Origin of the sequence: Pseudomonas grimontii (assembly GCF_007858185.1) — a bacterium.
GTDB classification, from domain to species: Bacteria; Pseudomonadota; Gammaproteobacteria; order Pseudomonadales; family Pseudomonadaceae; genus Aquipseudomonas; species Aquipseudomonas grimontii.
Genome location: NZ_VFES01000004.1, coordinates 57954 through 77086, shown reverse-complemented (window position 1 = coordinate 77086; position 19133 = coordinate 57954). Strand labels below are relative to the sequence as shown.

Genomic DNA, 19133 nt, shown 5'->3' with positions numbered 1-19133 from the left:
TTGGACAATCAGTCGGCTTGTGCTGCTTCCGCCGGCTTGACTGCTTCTTCGTAAGAGACCGCTTTATCGGTCACCTTAGCCTTCTGCAGAACAGTATCCACAACTTGTTCTTCCAGCACAACCGAACGTACCTCGTTCAGCTGCTGGTCGTTCTTGTAGTACCAAGCCACGACCTGCTCAGGCTCCTGGTAGGCCGAAGCCATTTCCTGGATCATTTCGCGAACGCGGTCTTCGTCAGGCTTGAGGTCGAACTGCTTGACCACTTCAGCCACGACCAGGCCCAGCACAACGCGACGCTTGGCTTGCTCTTCGAACAGCTCGGCCGGCAGTTGGTCTGGCTTGATGTTGCCGCCGAACTGCTGAACAGCTTGTACGCGCAGGCGATCCACTTCGTTGGAAAGCAGGGCCTTAGGCACTTCGATCGGGTTGGCGGCCAGCAGACCGTCCATGACCTGGTTCTTGACCTTGGATTTGATGGCCTGGCGCAGCTCGCGCTCCATGTTCTTGCGAACTTCGGTGCGGAAGCCTTCGATACCGGTTTCCTTGATGCCGAACTGATTGAAGAATTCTTCGTTCAGCTCCGGCAGCTTAGGCTCGGAAACGCTGTTGACCGTCACGGTGAACTCGGCGGCTTTGCCGGCCAGGTCCAGGTTCTGGTAGTCAGCAGGGAAAGTCAGGTTCAGGACGCGCTCTTCGCCAGCCTTGGCGCCGACCAGGCCGTCTTCGAAACCAGGGATCATGCGGTTGGAGCCCAGCACCAACTGAGTACCCTTGGCGGAACCGCCAGCGAATACTTCGCCGTCAACCTTGCCAACGAAATCGATGTTCAGCTGGTCTTCGTTCTGGGCAGCACGGTCGGCCACTTCGAAACGGGTGTTCTGCTTGCGCAGGATTTCCAGCATGTTGTCCAGGTCCGAATCAGCCACTTCGGCGCTCAGGCGCTCGATAGCGATACCGTCGAATCCGGCCACTTCGAATTCAGGGAACACTTCGAATACGGCAACGTATTCCAGGTCCTTGCCCGCTTCCAGGGACTTAGGCTCGATCGAAGGCGAACCAGCCGGGTTCAGCTTTTGCTCAACCACTGCTTCGTAGAAAGAAGCCTGGATCACGTCACCTACGGCTTCATTGCGCGCATCAGCACCAAAACGGCGCTTGATTTCGCTCATTGGCACTTTGCCTGGACGGAAACCAGCGATCTTGGCCTTTTGGGCAGTCTGCTGCAGACGCTTGTTGACCGCAGTCTCGATGCGCTCAGCCGGCACGGTGATGCTCATGCGGCGCTCGAGAGCAGTAGTATTTTCAACAGAAACTTGCATGGATATTCCTCGTTGCACAGACGTTAGCCGGCCATTTCCGACCCCAATCAAGGGCATGCATTCTAGTGGGTCAAACTCAAGAAGTCACCCTACTGGAAATACGCCCGTAAACAGCCGGCAATTTATCGGTACGAAGGCACTGTCGCGCCCCGCCCCGGTGACAAATAAAGCCAATCACGCCAAGGCTCTGCGCCGCCCCTTCTATATATAGAAGGGGTCGTCACTCATCTCCCTGACGTCCCACCCTGCAAAGAGGGCAGATAGACAACGCAGCATCATCGAGACACATAAATACGATGAAACGCACCGCCAACGCGACCCAGAACTTGCAGCCGCGAAAATCCGAACCGCCAAAACCAAAAAAGGCGCCAGACTGTTAAATCTGGCGCCTTTCGAATATGGGGTGGACGAAGGGGATCGAACCCTCGACAACGGGAGTCACAATCCCGTGCTCTACCAACTGAGCTACGCCCACCATATTGCGTTAACAAAGAAACCAAACTACTTCTTTGTCGAACCCTACCCTGCATGTAGACCGAGTAAAGCTTTATTTGGTGCGGATGAAGAGACTCGAACTCTTACGCCTCGCGGCGCTGGAACCTAAATCCAGTGTGTCTACCAATTCCACCACATCCGCGCTTGAAGCTCTTAAAGCAAAGGCGCCAGACGATTAATCTGGCGCCTTTTCAAAATATGGGGTGGACGAAGGGGATCGAACCCTCGACAACGGGAGTCACAATCCCGTGCTCTACCAACTGAGCTACGCCCACCATATAGCGCTACTTGTGCCAAAGCTGCCTAATGGCGCACCCGGCAGGACTCGAACCTGCGACCATCCGCTTAGAAGGCGGATGCTCTATCCAGCTGAGCTACGGGCGCCTTATTAATCTGTACTCTTGGAGGATTACAAACTAAGTGCTTCCAGCCTTACAGAACAACGATTCTGCTCGACCTTCTTAACCAGTGCTAGGCTGTGCCCGACAAGTGCGACGAATAGTATAGAGGGCCTGGAAACCCGTCAAATCTTTTTTGAAAAAAATTCATTTTATTTAAGGGGTTAGGCCAATTTGCAGACCAAGCGCCTTTGCCCTCACGCCGTGGCGTGCGAGAATGCGCGCACTTTTCCTCCCCCTCTCGATGGTTAATCACGCGTAATGACTGCACAACTTATCGACGGCAAATCAATCGCCGCCAGCCTGCGCCAGCAGATCGCCAAACGAGTCACCGAGCGCAGCCAGCAAGGCCTGCGCACGCCTGGCCTCGCGGTGATCCTGGTCGGCAGCGATCCTGCCTCTCAGGTTTATGTCTCGCACAAGCGTAAAGACTGTGAAGAGGTCGGCTTTATTTCCAAGGCCTACGACCTGCCTGCCGACACCACCCAGCAAGCCCTGACCGACCTGATCGACAGCCTCAACGACGACCCGGCGATGGACGGCATCCTCCTGCAATTGCCATTGCCCGCGCACCTGGACGCATCCAAGTTGCTGGAGCGCATCCGCCCGGACAAGGATGTCGACGGTTTCCATCCTTATAACGTCGGCCGCCTGGCCCAGCGTATCCCGCTGCTGCGCCCGTGCACGCCCAAAGGCATCATGACCCTGCTGGAAAGCACCGGTGTCGACCTGTACGGCCTCGATGCCGTCATCGTCGGCGCGTCCAACATCGTTGGCCGCCCCATGGCCATGGAGTTGCTGCTGGCCGGTTGCACCGTCACCGTGACCCACCGCTTCACCAAGGACCTCGCAGGCCACGTTGGCCGTGCCGACCTGGTCGTCGTGGCCGCCGGCAAGCCGGGCCTGGTCAAGGGTGAATGGATCAAGGAAGGCGCCATCGTTATCGACGTGGGCATCAACCGCCAGGAAGACGGCAAGCTGGTCGGCGACGTAGTGTATGAAACCGCCCTGCCCCGCGCCGGCTGGATCACCCCGGTGCCGGGTGGCGTTGGCCCGATGACCCGTGCCTGCCTGCTGGAAAACACCCTGTACGCCGCAGAAACCCTGCACGGTTAATAACCAACCGTACTGAAAAAGCCCTGCCTTATCGCAGGGCTTTTTATTGCCCGGAAGAAAGCCTGTTTTTTCTTAGTTTTTAAGCACTTTCGTCTGGTTTTAGAAGAACATTCGACAGTCTCTCGTCCATACTCCTAAAATGTAACGCCATTTGTCACAAAACCCGTTTCCCAACGGTATTTCTTACTTTTTTAGCGAGTTCATCCGCGTGAAAATTCGTCTTTCCATTGTCAGCCTATTTTTTGCTTTCACGGGCACCTTTGCGCACGCCGCCGAATCCACCCTGGCGCCGCGCGATCCGTCCAAACTGCAGATCGCTTCCGGCAGCGCCATGCTGGTGGACCTGCAAACCAACAAGGTCATCTACGCCAGCAACCCCGACGTGGTGGTCCCTATCGCTTCGGTGAGCAAGCTGATGACCGGCCTGATCGTGCTTGAAGCCAAGCAGAACATGGACGAGTACATCGACATCAACATCACCGACACGCCGGAGATGAAAGGCGTGTTCTCGCGCGTGAAGATCGGCAGCCAGATGCCGCGCAAGGAGATGTTGCTGATCGCCCTGATGTCCTCGGAAAACCGCGCCGCGGCGAGCCTGGCGCACCACTATCCGGGCGGCTACGCGGCCTTTATTGCCGCGATGAACGCCAAGGCCAAGGCCCTGGGCATGACCAGCACCCACTACGTCGAACCTACCGGCCTGTCGATCCACAACGTGTCCACCGCCCGCGACTTGAGCAAACTGCTGGCCTACGCGCACAAATTTCCGATGCTGAGCCAGTTGAGCACCACCAAGGAAAAGACCGTGGCGTTCCGCAAGCCCAACTACACCTTGGGTTTCTCCAACACCGACCACCTGATCAACCGCGCCAACTGGGATATCAAGCTGACCAAGACCGGCTTCACTAATCAGGCCGGTCATTGCCTGGTGCTGGTCACCAGCATGGGCAACCGTCCGGTGTCGCTGGTGATCCTGGATGCTTTCGGCAAGTTCACCCACTTCGCCGATGCCAGCCGTATCCGTAGCTGGGTCGAGACCGGCAAGGGCGGCTCGGTGCCGGACGTCGCATTGCGCTACAAGGCTGACAAGAACCTGAAGAACCGTCCGAACGCCGCAGAAGTACGTCGTTAAACACGTCCGCCTAAAATGCCCCGGCCTCGATTTGCCCGGGGCATTTTTATGGATACGCACCACCAAACGCAGGTTTTGCCCCTCAATTGACACCCTGGATAACCGCTGCAGGCGACTCTCCCTCCCGTTCGATCTCCTCTCAGGAGCGTCACCGCACTTCATTCACCAGTGGGCAGGCGCACAAACTGAATACTCACCTCAAATCCGTCCTCCCGGTCTGTCGCCGGCGACGCCAGGGTCATACGCGCCTTGACCCCTTGCACGATCGCCTGGGCAATCGCCAAACCCAGCCCTGTACCTCTGGCTTCGCTGCTGCCGCGCACAAAGCGTTCGGTCAGACGCTGCAACACCGCTTCCGGGATGGCCGGTCCGCCATTGACCACACGCAACAACGCTTGGTCCGTGAGGCTGACTTCGACGGGTTGGTCAGTAGTGCCGTACTTCAACGCATTCTCGATCAAGTTGCGCAACAGGATCCCGAACGCGTCCGGGTCGATAGCACAATAAACGCTGCACTCAGTGGGCAGGTGCAAGCGAATGCGCTGCCCGCTGCTGCGATTCCACTCATCGACGCCATGGGCCAGTAAGGGAATCAGATCCTGGGGCGCCTCGGACAGCAGCCCGCCGCCCTCAGCCTTGGCCAACTGCATAAGCTTCTCCGATAGCCGCGCCAGCTCGCGCAGGGAGTGTTCTATCTTTACCGCTCGCCCCCGCAAAGGGCCTTCCGGCGCCTCCTGGCGCAAGCGCTGAATCTGCGCCAATGTCGCCGCCAGCGGCGTGCGCAACTCGTGGGCGCTGTTGGCGGTAAAACTGCGCTCGGCCTCCAACGCCTTGCGCAAGCGCTCCAGCAGGCGGTTGACCGCATCGGCCAACGGGTCGATTTCAGCGGGCAGGCGCGCCACGCGGATCGGCGACAAATCCCCCGCACCACGAGCTTCTACGGCACGGCGATAGGCCAATACGCTGCGCAGGCTGAGGCGTACAAACAACCAAGTGCCCAGCAGGCTGATGGGGATCAGCGCCAGTAACGGCACCAACAACGCCAACAAGGCTTCCCGCGCGGCCTCACGACGATGTTTCAGCGGCTCGGCGATTTCGATGAACAGGCTACTGCGCTGTGCACTCGCGCCATACAGCCGGTATTTTCGCGTTGTGGAGAACCCCTCGCGCGGGTGTTCGTTGAAGATCTTCGGGTTGGCGTCATGGGATTGCATCAGAATCTGGCCCTGGGCGTCACGCACCACGTACGTCAGGTATTCCTTGTGCATTTTCAGGGTGGCGACATGCTGCGCGGTGCGGGGCTCTTCACGATTGCTGATTTCCAGCACGGCCAAGGGCAGGATCCGTTGCGCAGTCTCTTCCAGGGCGCTGTCGAACGTCTCGTTGAGCTCATGTTGCACCACCTGCCAAGCCACGGCGGTCGCCCCCAGCCAGAGCACGGTCATACCCAGGGTCAATCCCAGGCCAAGACGCTTTTGCAGACTGACCGACGACTTCATACGGCCATCAACCGATACCCCATGCCACGCACGGTTTCCACCAGTTCGCGTCCCAGCTTTTTGCGCAGGCGACTGATATAGACCTCAATGGTATTACTCTCGATTTCCGCGCCAAAGGCATACAAGCGATCTTCGAGCTGGGCCTTCGACAGCAACGCCGTAGGGCGTTGCACAAACGCCTCGAACAGCGCCCACTCGCGCGCCGTCAGGTCGATGGTCACGCCGGCGCGCTGTACGGTGCGCGCGCCCAGATCAATCTGCAGCTCTCCGAGCTTGATCTGCGGGTTAGGGTTGCCGCTGTAACGTCGGGCCACGGCGGCCACCCGGGCCGAGAGTTCAAACAGGTCGAATGGTTTGACCAGGTAATCGTCGGCACCGACATTGAGGCCGGCAATGCGATCGGATATCTGGTCCTGGGCGGTGAGGATGATCACCGGGGTCACATTGCCGGCCGAACGCTGTTCGCGCAAAAAGTCCAGCCCGCGACCGTCGGGCAGCATCAGGTCCAGCAGGATCAGGTCATACGGCGTGGTGCGCACGCTGGCTCTGGCATGGTCCAGTCGCTGCACCCAGTCGACCGCGTGGCCGTCATCGGCAATCTGTTCGCGCACCGCCTCCCCCAATCCTGGCGCGTCCTCCACCAATAAAACCCGCATCTGTCACCTCCTCTGATGGTTGTCGTGCAGCACCCTAACGGCCTTACCTGACGTGAATCTGAAGATTCAGCTGGTTGTCAGGAATGCGCCTTAGCGTATGCCGTACATGCCAACTCGGTCGGAGACAGATCATGAAATCAGCTTTTATTGCCAGCACTGCATTGTTGAGCGTCCTGCTCGGTGGATACGCCTTGGCCGATGATGATTGCAGCGAGCCGGTCAGCGACTGGCAACCGCGCGAAAACCTGCGCCAGCAAGTGGAGCAGCAATATGGCTGGAGCGTGCAGCGCATCAAGGTCGACGACGGCTGTTACGAGCTCAAGGGCAGCGACCGCAAGGGCAATGCCATCAAAGCCAGCTACACACCGGCTTCCCTTCGCCTGCGCAAACTGGAAATCCGTTTTGGCGACAAGGGCAACCCCCAGGACTACCTCAACCGCCCTGAAGCGCACTGATTCATCACCTTGTCCCGAGGCCTTCAGGTTGCTGTCAGCCAGCAGGTCCAGGCTCTCTCCACACCGCTCAATCAGGAGACTCTTATGAAAAAGCTTATCGTCGCAACCTGCCTCGCCGGCGCCATAGCCCTACCGGGGTTGGCCCAGGCCCGCGAAGTGACCCTGACCACCCAGCTCAAGGACTACAGCGGCAACGGTGCATACCTGGCGATTTATGTCACCGACGCCAACGGCCAATACCAGAAAACCCTGTGGGTCGCCGGCAAGAAGGCCAAGTACTACCGGCACCTGAGCGACTGGGCGCGCGGCAGTGGCCTGAACCCGAGTGAGTTCGACGGGCTCAGCGGCGCCAGTGTGGGCAGTGGCCGCACCCTCAACGTCAGCGTGGAACTGGCCGACACCTTGATCGATGCCGGGTATCAGATCCGTATCGACAGCGCCGTGGAAGACAAGCGCGATAGCCGCGCCGACGTCAGTGTTCCCCTGACATCGAGCGGCTCGGGCAAACCGGTCAGCGGCAACATCTATGTCGAGTCCTTTACCTACGACCTGTAGCCATTGTGCTTTCTGGAGGCTGAACATGCTTCGCCAGTTCCATTCACTGCCCGGTCTGATCGCCGCCCTGCTGGTCATGATATTGGCCATCAGCGGTGCGGTTTTGTCCGTCAACCCGGCTTTGGAACGCCTGCACAACACATCGACCGCGACCGGGCAGCTCAATGTCGGGCAGTTGGCAGGACGCATTGCCACGCACTTCCCGGGGGTGGAGCAGATCCAGCGCAGCCCCTCCGGGACGCTGATCATCTACTACAACCAGGAAGGCCAGGCCGGTGCGCAGACAGTCGACCCACTCACCGGGCAAGGGCTCGGCCCCTATGAGCCATCCGCCTTTTCGCGCTGGGTAAAAGACCTGCACCGTTCGCTGTTCATGGGCACCGCAGGTCATGGGGTCACCGGTGTCGGCGCACTCTTCATGTTGATACTTTCAGTGTCCGGCGCACTGTTGCTGGCGCGCCGCCTGGGCGGCCTGCGCAACCTGTCACGACCGCTGCGAGGCACATTCAGCCAGCGCTGGCATGCCGAAATCGGGCGCCTGGCCTTGCTCGGGCTGTTGCTCTCGGCCTTGAGTGGGCTCTACATGTCGGCCACGACCTTTGGTTTGATCGCCGACGGCAGTCAGACTGAACCGGCCTTCCCGGCCGGCATCAGCGCCGGCACGGCACAGCCAGTGGCCAATCTGCAAGCATTGCAGGCCACCGACCTGAATGACTTGCGCGAGCTGGTGTACCCGAGCCCCGGCAACCCCCAGGATGTGTTTTCCCTGCGCACGGCCCAGGGCGACGGCTACGTGGACCCGGTCAGCGGCGCGCTGTTGTCGTATCAAGCCCACGACCCGCTGCACAACCTTTATCAATTGATCTATCAGTTGCACACCGGCGAAGGCCTATGGTGGCTGGGTTTGCTCCTTGGACTCAGCGCCCTGAGCGTACCGTTGATGAGCGTGACCGGTGTTCTGCTGTGGTGGCATCGCCGCAAGGCCGGTCCGCACCTTCGCCATAACAGCCCCGCCCACTGCGCCGACAGCGTGATTCTGGTGGGCAGTGAAAACAACTCCACCTGGGGCTTTGCCAGTACCTTGCATGACGCGCTGCACCAGGCCGGTCATCAGGTGCACAGCGCAGCGATGAATGAATGGCAGGGGGATTACCGCAGCGCGCAGCGGGTTGTCATCCTCACGGCAACCCACGGCGACGGCGACGCGCCGGCCTCAGCCGCACAGTTCCTGAAGCGGCTGGCGCACTGCGGGATCAAACCCGGCCTGCCCTTTGCCGTCTTGGGTTTTGGCGATCGACAGTTCACGCAATTCTGTCAGTACGCCCAAACGGTGCAGGCCGCCATGGAGCAGGCCGGTGGCGTGGCGTTGTTGCCGCTGGAAACCATCAACCGCCAGTCTTCTCAAGCGTTCGCGCGCTGGGGCGTGGACCTGGGCGAAGTCCTGGGGCAGCCGTTGAAACTGGTCCACAGTCCCGAGCGGCCGCACACCCATCAACTGGTGCTGGCGGAGCGCACCGTCTACGGCGAACAAGTGCAGGCCCCGACCCACGTCCTGCGGTTCAAGGCGCGCGGCAAACTGCCGCGCTTCCAGGCCGGCGACCTGGTCGGCATCTACCCGCCGGGGAGTCCGCTGCCACGCTTTTACTCGCTGGCCAGCAGCAGCGACGACGGGGTATTGGAGATTTGCGTGCGCAAACACGAGGACGGCCTGTGCTCGGGCTTCCTGCATGACTTGGCGATCGGCGCGCCGATCGATGCCTTTATCCAGCCCAACCCGCAATTTCGTCCGGCATCGGGCGCGCACCCGGTGATCCTGATTGGTGCGGGCACCGGCATTGGCCCCCTGGCCGGTTTTATTCGCAACAACAAAGCCCGACACCCGATGCACCTGTATTGGGGCGGGCGTAATCCGGCTTCGGATTTCCTCTATGAACCGGAACTCAAGCGCTACCTGGCCGACCGTCGCCTGACCACGTTGCGTGCCGCGTTTTCCCAAGTGCAAGACAGCAGCTATGTGCAAGACCGATTGATCAGCGATGCCCTGGCGTTGCGCCGATTAATTGAAAAAGGCGCCCAGGTGCTGGTGTGTGGCAGCCGCGACATGGCCAAAGGCGTGATGCACGCCCTGGATGAAGTGCTCATGCCGCTTAACCTGAGTGTGCAAGCCCTAAAGGCACAAGGACGCTACCGTGAAGATGTGTACTGAGCCCCAACGCTACAGCCTGAACGGCGAGACCATGGGCAGCCGCTACACCGCCGTGTTCTATGCCGAACCCGGCATCGACACCGACGCGATCAACCGCAGCCTGGCCCAGGCCGTGAGTCGGGTGGACCAGCAGATGTCCATCTGGAAACCCGACTCCGACCTCAATCGCCTCAACGCCGCTTCCGAGCAGGCATGGGTACCGGTGCCCAAAGAGCTGGTCACGGTGCTGGCCGCCGCGCTGCGGATCAGCGCGCAATCCGGCGGGGCTTTCGACATTGCCGTCGGTGATCTGGTGGACGCCTGGGGCTTCGGGCCCGGCGCACCATCAGTCACCAAGCAGACCATCGACGCTCCGCCGCCACGCTACGGTCTGTCGAGCAATGCGGCGTTGACGGTGGACACGCAACGCCACCGGGTGCGTAAACGCGCACCGCTCAAGCTCAACCTCAACGGTATCGCCAAAGGCTTTGGCGTGGACGAACTGGCACGCTGCCTGGACGGCTTCGGGCTGACCCGTTACCTGGTCGGCATCGATGGCGAGATGCGCGCGCGCGGCGTCAAGCCGGACGCTCAACCCTGGGTCGTGGCCGTTGAAAAACCGTGCCGGGGCCAGCGTGACGTGATGGGGGTCATGGAACTCAGCGATGCGGCCATCGCCACTTCCGGCGACTACCGGCACTGGATTGACGTCAATGGACAACATTATGCCCACACCATGAACCCGGCCACCGGCGCACCGTTGTGCAATACAGTCGCGGCCGTCACGGTGGTGGCAACCTCGTGCATGCTCGCCGATGCCTGGGCCACGGCGTTGATGGTGCTGGGCGAGATCGAAGGCCCCCGCCTGGCCCAGGCACGCGGGCTGGACGCACTATTTGTGCTGCGCGAGGGTGACCAGCTCAAAGAAATATCCATTGTCGGCGGCATTCTGCAGGCGCAGATTGAAAGCCGTCCGCCCCAAGCCTACCCACGACCGTGAGTCCCGCAACGCTATGAAATTCATGCACCGGCACACCGAATCCCACCGCAGTGACCGTATCGGCTGGCTGCGCGCGGCAGTCCTGGGGGCCAATGACGGTATCGTTTCAACCGCCAGCCTGCTGATCGGCGTAGCCGCCGCCAACGCCAGCCATACCTCGCTGATCGTCACCGGCATGGCCGGGCTGGTGGCGGGGGCAATGTCCATGGCCGCCGGTGAATACGTTTCCGTGCATTCCCAGGCCGATACCGAACGCGCCGACCTGGCCCGGGAACGGGCGGAGCTGGCCAGCAACCCGAAAGCCGAGCACAGCGAGCTTGCCCACATTTATATGCAGCGTGGCGTATCACCCGAACTGGCCCATCAGGTCGCCGATCAATTGATGGCACACGACGCATTGGGTGCCCATGCGCGGGACGAACTGGGAATCAGCGAAACCCTCACCGCCAAACCGCTGCAAGCGGCGTTGGCCTCGGCTGCCAGTTTCGTGGTGGGTGCCGCGTTGCCGCTGGCGGTGACGGTCGTCGCCCCGGCGCACAGCGTTGTGCCGTGGGTGTCCGGCATGTCCCTGCTGTTTCTTGCCAGCCTTGGCGCCGTGGCAGCCAGGGCCGGAGGGGCGAAAGTCCTCGTCGGCGCTTGGCGCGTGACCCTGTGGGGGGTGCTGGCCATGGGCATTACGGCCACCGTCGGAGCGTTGTTCGGTGCGGTGGTCTAGTGTAAAACCCGCGCGCCCATGGGGTGGGCGCAGTTGGTTTTACTTTCTTTCGGCCAACACTTTGAGCGCCTGCGCCGCCGCCCGCTCCTGCCCGGCCTGGGCCGTCGCGTTAGCCGAATCCCGCCAGCGCTGCGCATCCACATTGGCCGGTAATTGGCTCGGGCGCTGGGTGAGGATTGCCCAGTGCCCGGCGCTATTCCACTTCGACTCAAAGTCGCTGAAGCTCATCAGCAGGCGTCGATCCATGCCTGAGCGCAACAGCACCGTGCTTTTCTGCTGGTTGAAACCCACCACGACCACGTAGTGCGCGTCAGACAACAGGCCGCCGCCAATCCGCGCCATCACCGGGTAACCCGCCGCCACCTGCGCCAGTACCGCGGTCAGCTTGGCATCCAGCGGGTACACCATCAGCCCGTACTCACGGGCCAGCACCTGCATATTGCGCTCCAGGTCCGCTTCACCGCCCGGCAAATGCAACGGCTTATCCAGCAATCCCGGTGTCATCACAATGCCTTGTTGCGACAGCATGCTGGCTAACGCTGTAGGACCACTCTGATAAGCCTCACCGCGAAAGGTCGGCACACCATTGAGTTCGACACGTTCCGGCAGGCCTGGAAGTTTCGACGGGTGCCCGGAACAGGCCGCGAGCCCTATGGCACAGGCCAGCAACAAGGATGTTTTAAGGTTCGACCGTAACCGCAATTTTTTACTCTCTTGATCAACTGCCGGTGAGGGCCCTGATCATAGGACGCTCTGCCACGCGGGTATAGCCCATAGGCTCAGTAAAGCGTCGCGGATAGAGCAAACAAGTTGGACGAACACGACCATTGGTCAATAGCAGGCAACCGCCGGGTAGCTAGACTGTCCATTGAGAAGACTGTGTGTGCCCCCTGCGGGGCGAAAGGAGGCCCAAATGAGCCTTGCAACAACGATTTTCCTGTTGATCTGCGGTTGGCTGGCGGTAGCCAGCGCCATGTTGTGGGGGGTGTTGCGCATTACCCGCCGGCACCATCACCCCCACGTCAAACCCGCTGCACCTGCCAAGCCCCACAAGGCGGCAGTGCACCACGCCTAGCCAGGCATGCAATTGAAATCCTGAGTTGCTGCGACTTCCTAACCGTGCCCATCCCTCAGGGATGCACGCACGGTGGTGCCCAGGCTCGACTCCACCAGGGTGTAATGCTCACCCGCCTTGAAATCCTTGTACTCGACTCGGCCCTGGCAGTCCTGCTGGTTGTCGTCGCCCGGCTCTTCCTCGAATAACGTCACGTCCAAGCGGTGATCCCCGGGTGTCACTTCGAAAAAGCGCCCGTCATCTACACGCTTGCCGTCCACCCGTTCAGCCATCAGGTCGTTGGGCGCATCTTCTTTCAAGCCAATCCAGGCTTCGCTGGGGTCCGCCTTGGGGATCGGGCCGGCGCAGGCCGACAACAACAAAACAGCACTCAGGGCGGGGATCAGCAATAAAGGTTTGAGTGACATGGCAGGGCTCCAAAGAACATCAGTAAAAAGACAAGTCGTCCGATGGGGTGCAAGCTTGGGCAGCCAGGCTTTGTAGAACAAATGAATACGTATGAAACGATCTTCAGCCCTTACCTAAATGTTCCTTCACCTGGCTGAAAGGCGCGTGTTAGGTGGGTCGGGCAAGACTGCCGGGGTTTGCAATCCTGCTCCCTCGGAGGTTCACGCATGCTCGGGCTGGTAAAGACCGCACTGCAAAAGCCGTACACGTTTATCGTGTTGGCCATATTCATCTGCATCATCGGGCCGATGGCGGCCCTGCGAACCCCCACCGACGTGTTCCCCGACATCGGTATCCCCGTAGTCGCCGTGGTCTGGCAGTACAACGGCCTGTCGCCGGACGCCATGGCCGGTCGGGTGATCTACACCTACGAACGCTCCCTGAGCACCACCGTCAACGACATCGAACATATCGAATCGCAATCGCTGCCCGGCATGGGCATCGTGAAAATTTTCTTCCAGCCCGGCGTCGACATCCGCACCGCCAATGCCCAAGTGACCGCTGTGTCACAAACCGTACTCAAGCAGATGCCACCGGGTATCACGCCGCCGCTGATCCTCAACTACAGCGCCTCCACGGTGCCGATCCTGCAAATGGCGTTCTCCAGCCCGACGCTGTCGGAAGCCAGGATCCGCGACCTGGTGCAGAACAATATCCGCCTGCCTCTCAGCGCCCTGCCCGGCCTGGCAATGCCCACGCCAATGGGCGGCAAACAGCGGCAGATCACCCTCGACCTCGACCCCCAGGCACTGGCTGCCAAGGGCTTGTCGGCCCAGGATGTGGGCAATGCCCTGGCGCTGCAGAACCAGATCATCCCGGTGGGCACCGCCAAACTCGGCCCCAACGAATACACGATCCTGCTCAACAACAGCCCCAAGGCCATCGATGAGCTCAACGACCTGCCGATCAAGACCGTCGACGGCGCGTTGATCACCATCGGCCAGGTCGCCCACGTGCGCGATGGCTCGCCGCCACAGACCAACATCGTGCGCGTCGACGGCCATCGGGCGGTGCTGATGCCGGCGTTGAAAAACGGCAGCATTTCCACCCTGTCGATCATCGACGGTATCCGCCAGATGCTGCCGCGCATCAACGAAACCCTGCCACCGTCACTGAAGACCTCGTTGCTGGGCGACGCGTCGGTGTTCGTCAAGCAATCGGTGGGCAGCGTGGCCCAGGAAGGCATCATCGCCGCGCTGCTGACCAGCGCGATGATCCTGCTGTTCCTCGGCAGTTGGCGCTCCACGATCATTATTGCGGCGTCGATCCCCCTGGCGGTGCTGTCGGCCATCGCGCTGCTGGCCGTCAGCGGGCAAACCCTCAACGTCATGACCCTTGGCGGGCTGGCGTTGGCGGTGGGGATCCTGGTGGACGACGCCACGGTGACCATCGAAAACATCAACTGGCACCTGGAACAAGGCAAGGCGGTGAAGACCGCGATCCTCGACGGCGCCGCGCAAATTGTCGGCCCGGCGTTCGTCTCGCTGCTGTGCATCTGCATCGTGTTTGTGCCGATGTTCCTGCTGCAAGGCATCGCCGGTTATCTGTTCCGGCCGATGGCGCTGGCGGTGATCTTTGCCATGGCCAGCTCATTCATTCTCTCGCGTACCCTGGTGCCGACGCTGGCGATGTTCCTGCTCAAGCCGCACACGCCGGAGCAGGGCGTGGGACATCATCCCGAAGATGCATTCATCAACCACCATGAAGGCGAGCAGCACAAGCAACCGCGCAATGCCGCGCTGCAAGCCGTGCTGAATTTCCAGCAAGGTTTCGAGCGCCACTTCTCGAATATCCGCGACACTTACCATGGCTTGCTGACGTTGGCCCTGGGTCATCGCAAGCGTTTTGTCGTGGGCTTTCTGGCCTGTGTGCTCGCCTCATTCCTGCTATTGCCCAGCCTGGGCCAGGACTTTTTCCCGGCGACGGATGCCGGTGCGTTGGCCCTGCATGTGCGCCTGCCGCTGGGCACGCGTATCGAAGAAAGCGCCGCCGCCTTCGACCGCATCGAAGCGCGGATCCGTGAAGTGATTCCCGCCGCTGAGCTGGACACCATCGTCGATAACATTGGCATCCCGCTCAGCGGCATCGACATGGCCTACAGCAGCAGTGGCACCATCGGCCCGCAGGACGGCGACATTCAGGTCAGCCTGAAAAAAGACCATGCGCCCACCGCCGACTACGTGAAAAAACTGCGTGAGGCGCTGCCGCAAAGTTTTCCTGGCAGCCACTTCGCGTTCCTGCCGGCGGACATCAGCAGCCAGATCCTCAACTTCGGCGCGCCGGCGCCGCTGGACGTGAAAATCTCCGGGCGCAGCGATGCAGAAAACCGCGCCTACGCCGTCGAGTTGGAACGTCGCCTGCAACATGTGCCCGGTATCGCCGACCTGCGCATCCAGCAGTCCACCGGCTACCCGTCGCTGCAGGTGAATGTCGACCGCATGCGCGCCAACGGACTGGGCATTACCGAGCGGGACGTGACCAACAGCATGGTTGCCTCCCTCGCCGGCAGTTCGCAAACCGCGCCGACCTTCTGGCTCAACCCGGCCAACGGCGTGTCCTATTCCATCGTCGCCGCCACCCCGCAATACCGCCTCGACAGCCTGCCGTCACTGGAAGCGCTGCCAGTGACCGGTGCCGACGGGCAGTCGCAGATCCTCGGCGGCGTGGCAACCATTTCTCGCGTGCAAAGCCCGGCGGTGGTGACCCACTACAACATCGAACCGACCCTGGACCTGTACGCCAACGTACAGGGCCGCGACCTCGGCGGCGTGGCCCGCGACGTGCAAAAAGTGCTGGATGACACCGCGTCCCTGCGTCCCAAAGGCGCGGTGATCAGCCTGCATGGGCAGATCGATGCGTTGCATGAAGCCTTCAGCGGCTTGAGCTTTGGCCTGCTGGGTGCGGTGGTGCTGATCTACCTGCTGATCGTGGTCAACTTCCAGTCGTGGGCCGACCCGTTTGTGATCATTACGGCCTTGCCGGCAGCACTTGCGGGGATCGTGTGGATGCTATTCCTCAGCGGCACTTCATTGTCGGTGCCGGCGCTCACTGGAGCGATCTTGTGCATGGGCGTCGCCACGGCCAACTCGATCTTGGTGGTGAGCTTCTGCCGCGAGCGCCTGGCCGAACATGGTGATGCGTTGAAGGCCGCCATGGAGGCCGGTTACACGCGCTTCCGCCCGGTGTGCATGACTGCCCTGGCGATGATCATCGGCATGTTGCCCCTGGCGATTTCCGAAGAGCAGAACGCCCCGCTCGGGCGCGCCGTTATCGGCGGCTTGATCTTCGCCACCCTCGCCACGTTGTTGTTTGTTCCCGTGGTCTTCAGCCTGGTCCACGGTCGTCACCCTACTCGCGCAGTTGCAGGAGAAACCCCACATGTCGTCTGATCACAAACCCTCGCGCAAGCGTCTGATGCTCATGGGTGTCGGCGGCCTGACCCTGGCCGCCCTGTTGGTCGCCAACGGCCTGCATGCCCGCACGCTGCACGAACAATCGGTCACCGCCTGGACCGAGACCGCGGCCATCCCGCAAGTGATGGTGTTCCAGCCCAAGCAGAATGTGGCCGGCGATACCTTGCGCCTGCCGGCGCACCTGGAGGCCTGGAGCAAGGCGCCGATCCACGCCCGGGTCAGCGGCTATTTGAAGGACTGGAAAGTCGACATCGGCAGCCAGGTCAAGGCCGGGCAAGTCCTCGCCGAAATCGACAGCCCCGACCTCGACCAGCAACTGGCGCAAACCCATGCACGCCTGGTGCAGGAGCAGGCCAACGCACGCTTGGCCGAAACCACCGCCACACGTTGGCAAAACCTGCTGGCCAGCCATTCGGTCTCGCGCCAGGAGGCCGATGAAAAAACCTCCAACGCCGCTGCCGCAAAGGCCAACGCCGAGGCGGCCGCTGCCGACTATGCACGGCTGTCGGCGCTGGAAAGCTACAAGACCCTTCGCGCCCCGTTCACCGGCACCATCACCGCGCGCAACACCGATATCGGCCAGTTGATCAAGGCCGACACCGACAGCGATCCGGAACTCTTCAACATCGCCGACACCCACCAATTGCGCCTCTATGTGCCGGTGCCGCAAAACTACGCGGCGGTCATCCATCCCGGCCTTGAAGCCGAGCTGACCGTGCCCGAGCATCCCGGCAAGCACTTCAAGGCGCGCCTGATCGGTGATTCCACCGCCATCGACCGCCGCTCCGGCACCCTGCTCGCCCAATTCGTCGCCGACAACCCGAACGGCGAATTACTGCCCGGTGACTACGCCGAAGCCACTCTGCCGATTCCGGCCGATACCCATGGTGTGAGCATCCCGGCCAGCGCGTTGATCTTCCGCGCCCAGGGCACCCAGGTGGCGGTGCTGGATGGGCAGAACCATGTGCACCTGCAAGCCATCCACATCGGCCTCGACCTGGGCGAACGCCTGGTGATCGATCAAGGCTTGAAACCCGCCGACCGCATCGTCGACAACCCGCCCGATGCCTTGCGCGAAGGCGACCCGGTGCAACTGGCCGACGCCGGAGGTGCACATGCGCGCAGGGCTTAAACCGCTCGCGGCATTGATGCTGCTGGTCTTGCAAGGCTGCTCGATGGCGCCGACCTACAAGGTGCCGGCGATTGACCTGCCGGCCAACTACCGCGAACAGACCAGCGACGGCCCCTGGCACAGCGCGCAGCCGTCCGACCAACTGGCCCCCGAATGGTGGAAGCTCTACAACGATTCGCGCCTGAATGACCTGCAGCAGCAACTGCTCAAGGCCAACCCGGACTTGGCGGCGGCGCTGGCGCACTTCGATGCGTCCCAGGCCTATGCCAGTCAGCTACATGCCGGGCTGTTCCCGCAGATCACCGCCAGCGCACAGCCGTTGCGCCAGCGCCAATCTGACTCGCGGCCGTTGCGGGGAGAGACGCAGCCGTCGGTGTACAACGGCAACACCGCCGGTTTTTCGTTGAGTTACGACCTGGACTTGTGGGGCAAAATCCGCAACCAGGTCGCAGCCGGCGACGCCCAGGCGCAAGCGTCAGGAGATGACCTGGCGGTGGCGCGCCTGAGTTTGCAGCGTCAGTTGGCGACCTTGTACGTGCAGCTCAATGGGCTGGATGCGCAGAGTCGGATTCTCACTGGCTCGCTGGAGGATTTCAGCCAGGCACTGCAACTGACCCGCAGCCGGTACGAGGGCCAGATTGCCTCGGAACTGGACCTGACACGGGCGCAAAACCAACTGGCGCAGGCCAAGGCCCAATTGGATGAGGTACGCGGGCAACGCAACCTCACCGAGCACGCCATCGGTGAGTTGGTGGGTGTGGCAGCCAGCGACTTTACCTTGCCGCCCGGTCAGCAACTGATCGCCCTGCCGGGGATTCCTTCGCAGCTGCCAAGCCACCTGCTGCAACGTCGCCCGGATATTGTGGCGGCAGAGCGACGGGTGTTTGCGGCCAACGCGAATATCGGCGTGGCCAAGGCGGCGTGGTATCCGGACTTCAGCTTGACCGGGCTGATCGGCGGGCAGACGCAAGGCGTGGGCAATCTACTCTCGGCAGGTAATCGGTATTGGGCGCTGGGGCCGTTGGTGAATGTGCCGATCTTTGACGGTGGGCGCCTGAGCGCCAATGAACGCCAGGCCAAGGCCGAGTTTGAAGAGGCGTCGGCGCAGTATCGCAGCCAGGTGTTGAAGGCTGTACGGGAGGTGGAAGATAACCTCGCGCAGTTAAGGGATTTGCAGCAGGAGGCGCAGGACGAACAAGCGGCGGCGGATGCGGCGCAGCATACGCAATCATTGGCGATGAACAGCTATCAGGCGGGGGCGGTGAGTTACCTGGATGTGGTGACCGCGCAGACCGCAGCGTTGCAGGCGCAGCGGACATTGCAGGCGGTGCAGACGCGGCAGTTGCAGGCCAGTGTAGGACTCATGACCGCACTCGGCGGCGGCTGGCAACCTGGCGCCTGACATCACCCCAGGCACAGTGATGGCGGTGGAACAGCCAGTTTATCCGTAGCTGAGCCACCGCCATCGGGAGCAAGCCCCCTCCCACACTGATCCTGCGTCAGACACACAATGTATGAACACCACTGAGCCAATGTGGGAG

At 61.4% G+C, this 19133-nt stretch carries 16 protein-coding genes and 4 tRNA genes; 11 read left to right on the top strand and 9 right to left on the bottom strand.

Annotated elements, in window-relative coordinates:
* Window positions 1–8: 8 nt before the first annotated feature.
* The 5 genes from tig to FIV39_RS08795 all read right to left on the bottom strand — a co-directional run bounded on the left by tig (window position 9) and on the right by FIV39_RS08795 (window position 2198).
* Window positions 9–1319, bottom strand: a complete 1311-nt coding sequence (tig, locus tag FIV39_RS08815; protein WP_090402622.1) for a trigger factor — start codon at window positions 1317–1319, stop codon at window positions 9–11.
* Between the two features lie 399 nt (window positions 1320–1718).
* Window positions 1719–1794 (bottom strand) — tRNA-His (locus tag FIV39_RS08810).
* Between the two features lie 77 nt (window positions 1795–1871).
* A tRNA-Leu gene (locus FIV39_RS08805) sits at window positions 1872–1956 on the bottom strand.
* 57 nt (window positions 1957–2013) lie between these two features.
* Window positions 2014–2089 (bottom strand) — tRNA-His (locus tag FIV39_RS08800).
* A 32-nt stretch (window positions 2090–2121) separates the two neighbouring features.
* A tRNA-Arg gene (locus FIV39_RS08795) sits at window positions 2122–2198 on the bottom strand.
* Between the two features lie 275 nt (window positions 2199–2473).
* Here FIV39_RS08795 and folD point away from each other — a divergent pair.
* Together folD and pbpG are read left to right on the top strand one after the other, a co-directional pair.
* On the top strand, window positions 2474–3328 hold the full coding sequence (folD, locus tag FIV39_RS08790; protein ID WP_090402619.1) for a bifunctional methylenetetrahydrofolate dehydrogenase/methenyltetrahydrofolate cyclohydrolase FolD: 855 nt from the start codon (window positions 2474–2476) through the stop codon (window positions 3326–3328).
* A gap of 208 nt (window positions 3329–3536) precedes the next feature.
* The gene (gene pbpG, locus FIV39_RS08785; protein ID WP_090409900.1) at window positions 3537–4460 is read left to right on the top strand and encodes a D-alanyl-D-alanine endopeptidase; all 924 of its coding nucleotides are present in this window, start codon (window positions 3537–3539) and stop codon (window positions 4458–4460) included.
* Window positions 4461–4618: 158 nt separating this feature from the next.
* On the opposite strand, the gene FIV39_RS08780 is transcribed toward pbpG, so the two are convergent.
* Both FIV39_RS08780 and FIV39_RS08775 read right to left on the bottom strand, forming a co-directional pair.
* Entirely contained in the window at window positions 4619–5959 is a 1341-nt protein-coding gene (locus FIV39_RS08780; RefSeq protein WP_090402616.1) for a sensor histidine kinase, read from the bottom strand.
* Window positions 5956–6615, bottom strand: coding sequence for a response regulator transcription factor (locus FIV39_RS08775; RefSeq protein WP_090402614.1), 660 nt, complete (start codon window positions 6613–6615; stop codon window positions 5956–5958). The genes FIV39_RS08780 and FIV39_RS08775 overlap by 4 nt, the downstream gene beginning before the upstream one ends.
* Before the next feature lie 131 nt (window positions 6616–6746).
* Here FIV39_RS08775 and FIV39_RS08770 point away from each other — a divergent pair, with 131 nt between their 5' ends.
* The 5 genes from FIV39_RS08770 (at window position 6747) to FIV39_RS08750 (ending at window position 11525) form a co-directional block, all read left to right on the top strand.
* The gene (locus FIV39_RS08770; protein WP_090402612.1) at window positions 6747–7070 is read left to right on the top strand and encodes a PepSY domain-containing protein; all 324 of its coding nucleotides are present in this window, start codon (window positions 6747–6749) and stop codon (window positions 7068–7070) included.
* A gap of 84 nt (window positions 7071–7154) precedes the next feature.
* Window positions 7155–7625, top strand: a complete 471-nt coding sequence (locus tag FIV39_RS08765; RefSeq protein ID WP_146371502.1) for a DUF2271 domain-containing protein — start codon at window positions 7155–7157, stop codon at window positions 7623–7625.
* 25 nt (window positions 7626–7650) lie between these two features.
* Complete coding sequence (locus FIV39_RS08760; RefSeq protein WP_090402607.1) at window positions 7651–9831, top strand: PepSY domain-containing protein; 2181 nt, start codon at window positions 7651–7653, stop codon at window positions 9829–9831.
* Complete coding sequence (locus FIV39_RS08755) at window positions 9821–10810, top strand: FAD:protein FMN transferase (RefSeq protein WP_090402605.1); 990 nt, start codon at window positions 9821–9823, stop codon at window positions 10808–10810. Before FIV39_RS08760 ends, FIV39_RS08755 begins: the two co-directional genes overlap by 11 nt.
* A gap of 13 nt (window positions 10811–10823) precedes the next feature.
* Complete coding sequence (locus tag FIV39_RS08750) at window positions 10824–11525, top strand: VIT1/CCC1 transporter family protein (protein WP_090402603.1); 702 nt, start codon at window positions 10824–10826, stop codon at window positions 11523–11525.
* A 39-nt stretch (window positions 11526–11564) separates the two neighbouring features.
* On the opposite strand, the gene FIV39_RS08745 is transcribed toward FIV39_RS08750, so the two are convergent.
* Window positions 11565–12227 carry a C39 family peptidase gene (locus tag FIV39_RS08745; RefSeq protein ID WP_090402601.1) on the bottom strand — a complete coding sequence of 221 codons (663 nt, stop codon included), beginning with the start codon at window positions 12225–12227 and terminating at the stop codon, window positions 11565–11567.
* A gap of 211 nt (window positions 12228–12438) precedes the next feature.
* Here FIV39_RS08745 and FIV39_RS32960 point away from each other — a divergent pair, with 211 nt between their 5' ends.
* Window positions 12439–12600 (top strand): hypothetical protein, encoded by a 162-nt coding sequence (locus FIV39_RS32960; RefSeq protein ID WP_167361105.1) that lies wholly within the window; start codon window positions 12439–12441, stop codon window positions 12598–12600.
* Between the two features lie 38 nt (window positions 12601–12638).
* On the opposite strand, the gene FIV39_RS08740 is transcribed toward FIV39_RS32960, so the two are convergent.
* Window positions 12639–13007: a PA0061/PA0062 family lipoprotein gene (locus FIV39_RS08740; protein WP_090402599.1), complete on the bottom strand. Its 369-nt coding sequence runs from the start codon at window positions 13005–13007 to the stop codon at window positions 12639–12641.
* 207 nt (window positions 13008–13214) lie between these two features.
* Between FIV39_RS08740 and FIV39_RS08735 the strand changes: the two genes are divergently transcribed.
* The 3 genes from FIV39_RS08735 to FIV39_RS08725 are packed head-to-tail and all read left to right on the top strand — an operon-like array spanning window position 13215 to window position 18994.
* Window positions 13215–16436 (top strand): efflux RND transporter permease subunit, encoded by a 3222-nt coding sequence (locus FIV39_RS08735; protein ID WP_090402596.1) that lies wholly within the window; start codon window positions 13215–13217, stop codon window positions 16434–16436.
* Window positions 16426–17592 (top strand): efflux RND transporter periplasmic adaptor subunit, encoded by a 1167-nt coding sequence (locus tag FIV39_RS08730; protein ID WP_090402594.1) that lies wholly within the window; start codon window positions 16426–16428, stop codon window positions 17590–17592. Before FIV39_RS08735 ends, FIV39_RS08730 begins: the two co-directional genes overlap by 11 nt.
* A complete protein-coding gene (locus FIV39_RS08725) occupies window positions 17576–18994 on the top strand; it encodes an efflux transporter outer membrane subunit (RefSeq protein ID WP_090402592.1) in 1419 nt (472 codons plus the stop codon). The genes FIV39_RS08730 and FIV39_RS08725 overlap by 17 nt, the downstream gene beginning before the upstream one ends.
* Window positions 18995–19133: the final 139 nt, after the last annotated feature.

Bases quoted from the DNA above. Each gene is read 5' to 3' on its own strand.
- FIV39_RS08750 (WP_090402603.1), top strand. From the start codon at position 10,824: ATGAAATTCATGCACCGGCACACCGAATCCCACCGCAGTGACCGTATC.
- FIV39_RS08760 (WP_090402607.1), top strand. From the start codon at position 7,651: ATGCTTCGCCAGTTCCATTCACTGCCCGGTCTGATCGCCGCCCTGCTG.
- FIV39_RS08780 (WP_090402616.1), bottom strand. From the start codon at position 5,959: ATGAAGTCGTCGGTCAGTCTGCAAAAGCGTCTTGGCCTGGGATTGACC.
- tig (WP_090402622.1), bottom strand. From the start codon at position 1,319: ATGCAAGTTTCTGTTGAAAATACTACTGCTCTCGAGCGCCGCATGAGC.
- FIV39_RS08735 (WP_090402596.1), top strand. From the start codon at position 13,215: ATGCTCGGGCTGGTAAAGACCGCACTGCAAAAGCCGTACACGTTTATC.
- FIV39_RS08775 (WP_090402614.1), bottom strand. From the start codon at position 6,615: ATGCGGGTTTTATTGGTGGAGGACGCGCCAGGATTGGGGGAGGCGGTG.
- FIV39_RS32960 (WP_167361105.1), top strand. From the start codon at position 12,439: ATGAGCCTTGCAACAACGATTTTCCTGTTGATCTGCGGTTGGCTGGCG.
- FIV39_RS08725 (WP_090402592.1), top strand. From the start codon at position 17,576: ATGCGCGCAGGGCTTAAACCGCTCGCGGCATTGATGCTGCTGGTCTTG.
- FIV39_RS08740 (WP_090402599.1), bottom strand. From the start codon at position 13,007: ATGTCACTCAAACCTTTATTGCTGATCCCCGCCCTGAGTGCTGTTTTG.
- FIV39_RS08755 (WP_090402605.1), top strand. From the start codon at position 9,821: ATGTGTACTGAGCCCCAACGCTACAGCCTGAACGGCGAGACCATGGGC.
- folD (WP_090402619.1), top strand. From the start codon at position 2,474: ATGACTGCACAACTTATCGACGGCAAATCAATCGCCGCCAGCCTGCGC.
- FIV39_RS08770 (WP_090402612.1), top strand. From the start codon at position 6,747: ATGAAATCAGCTTTTATTGCCAGCACTGCATTGTTGAGCGTCCTGCTC.
- FIV39_RS08730 (WP_090402594.1), top strand. From the start codon at position 16,426: ATGTCGTCTGATCACAAACCCTCGCGCAAGCGTCTGATGCTCATGGGT.
- FIV39_RS08765 (WP_146371502.1), top strand. From the start codon at position 7,155: ATGAAAAAGCTTATCGTCGCAACCTGCCTCGCCGGCGCCATAGCCCTA.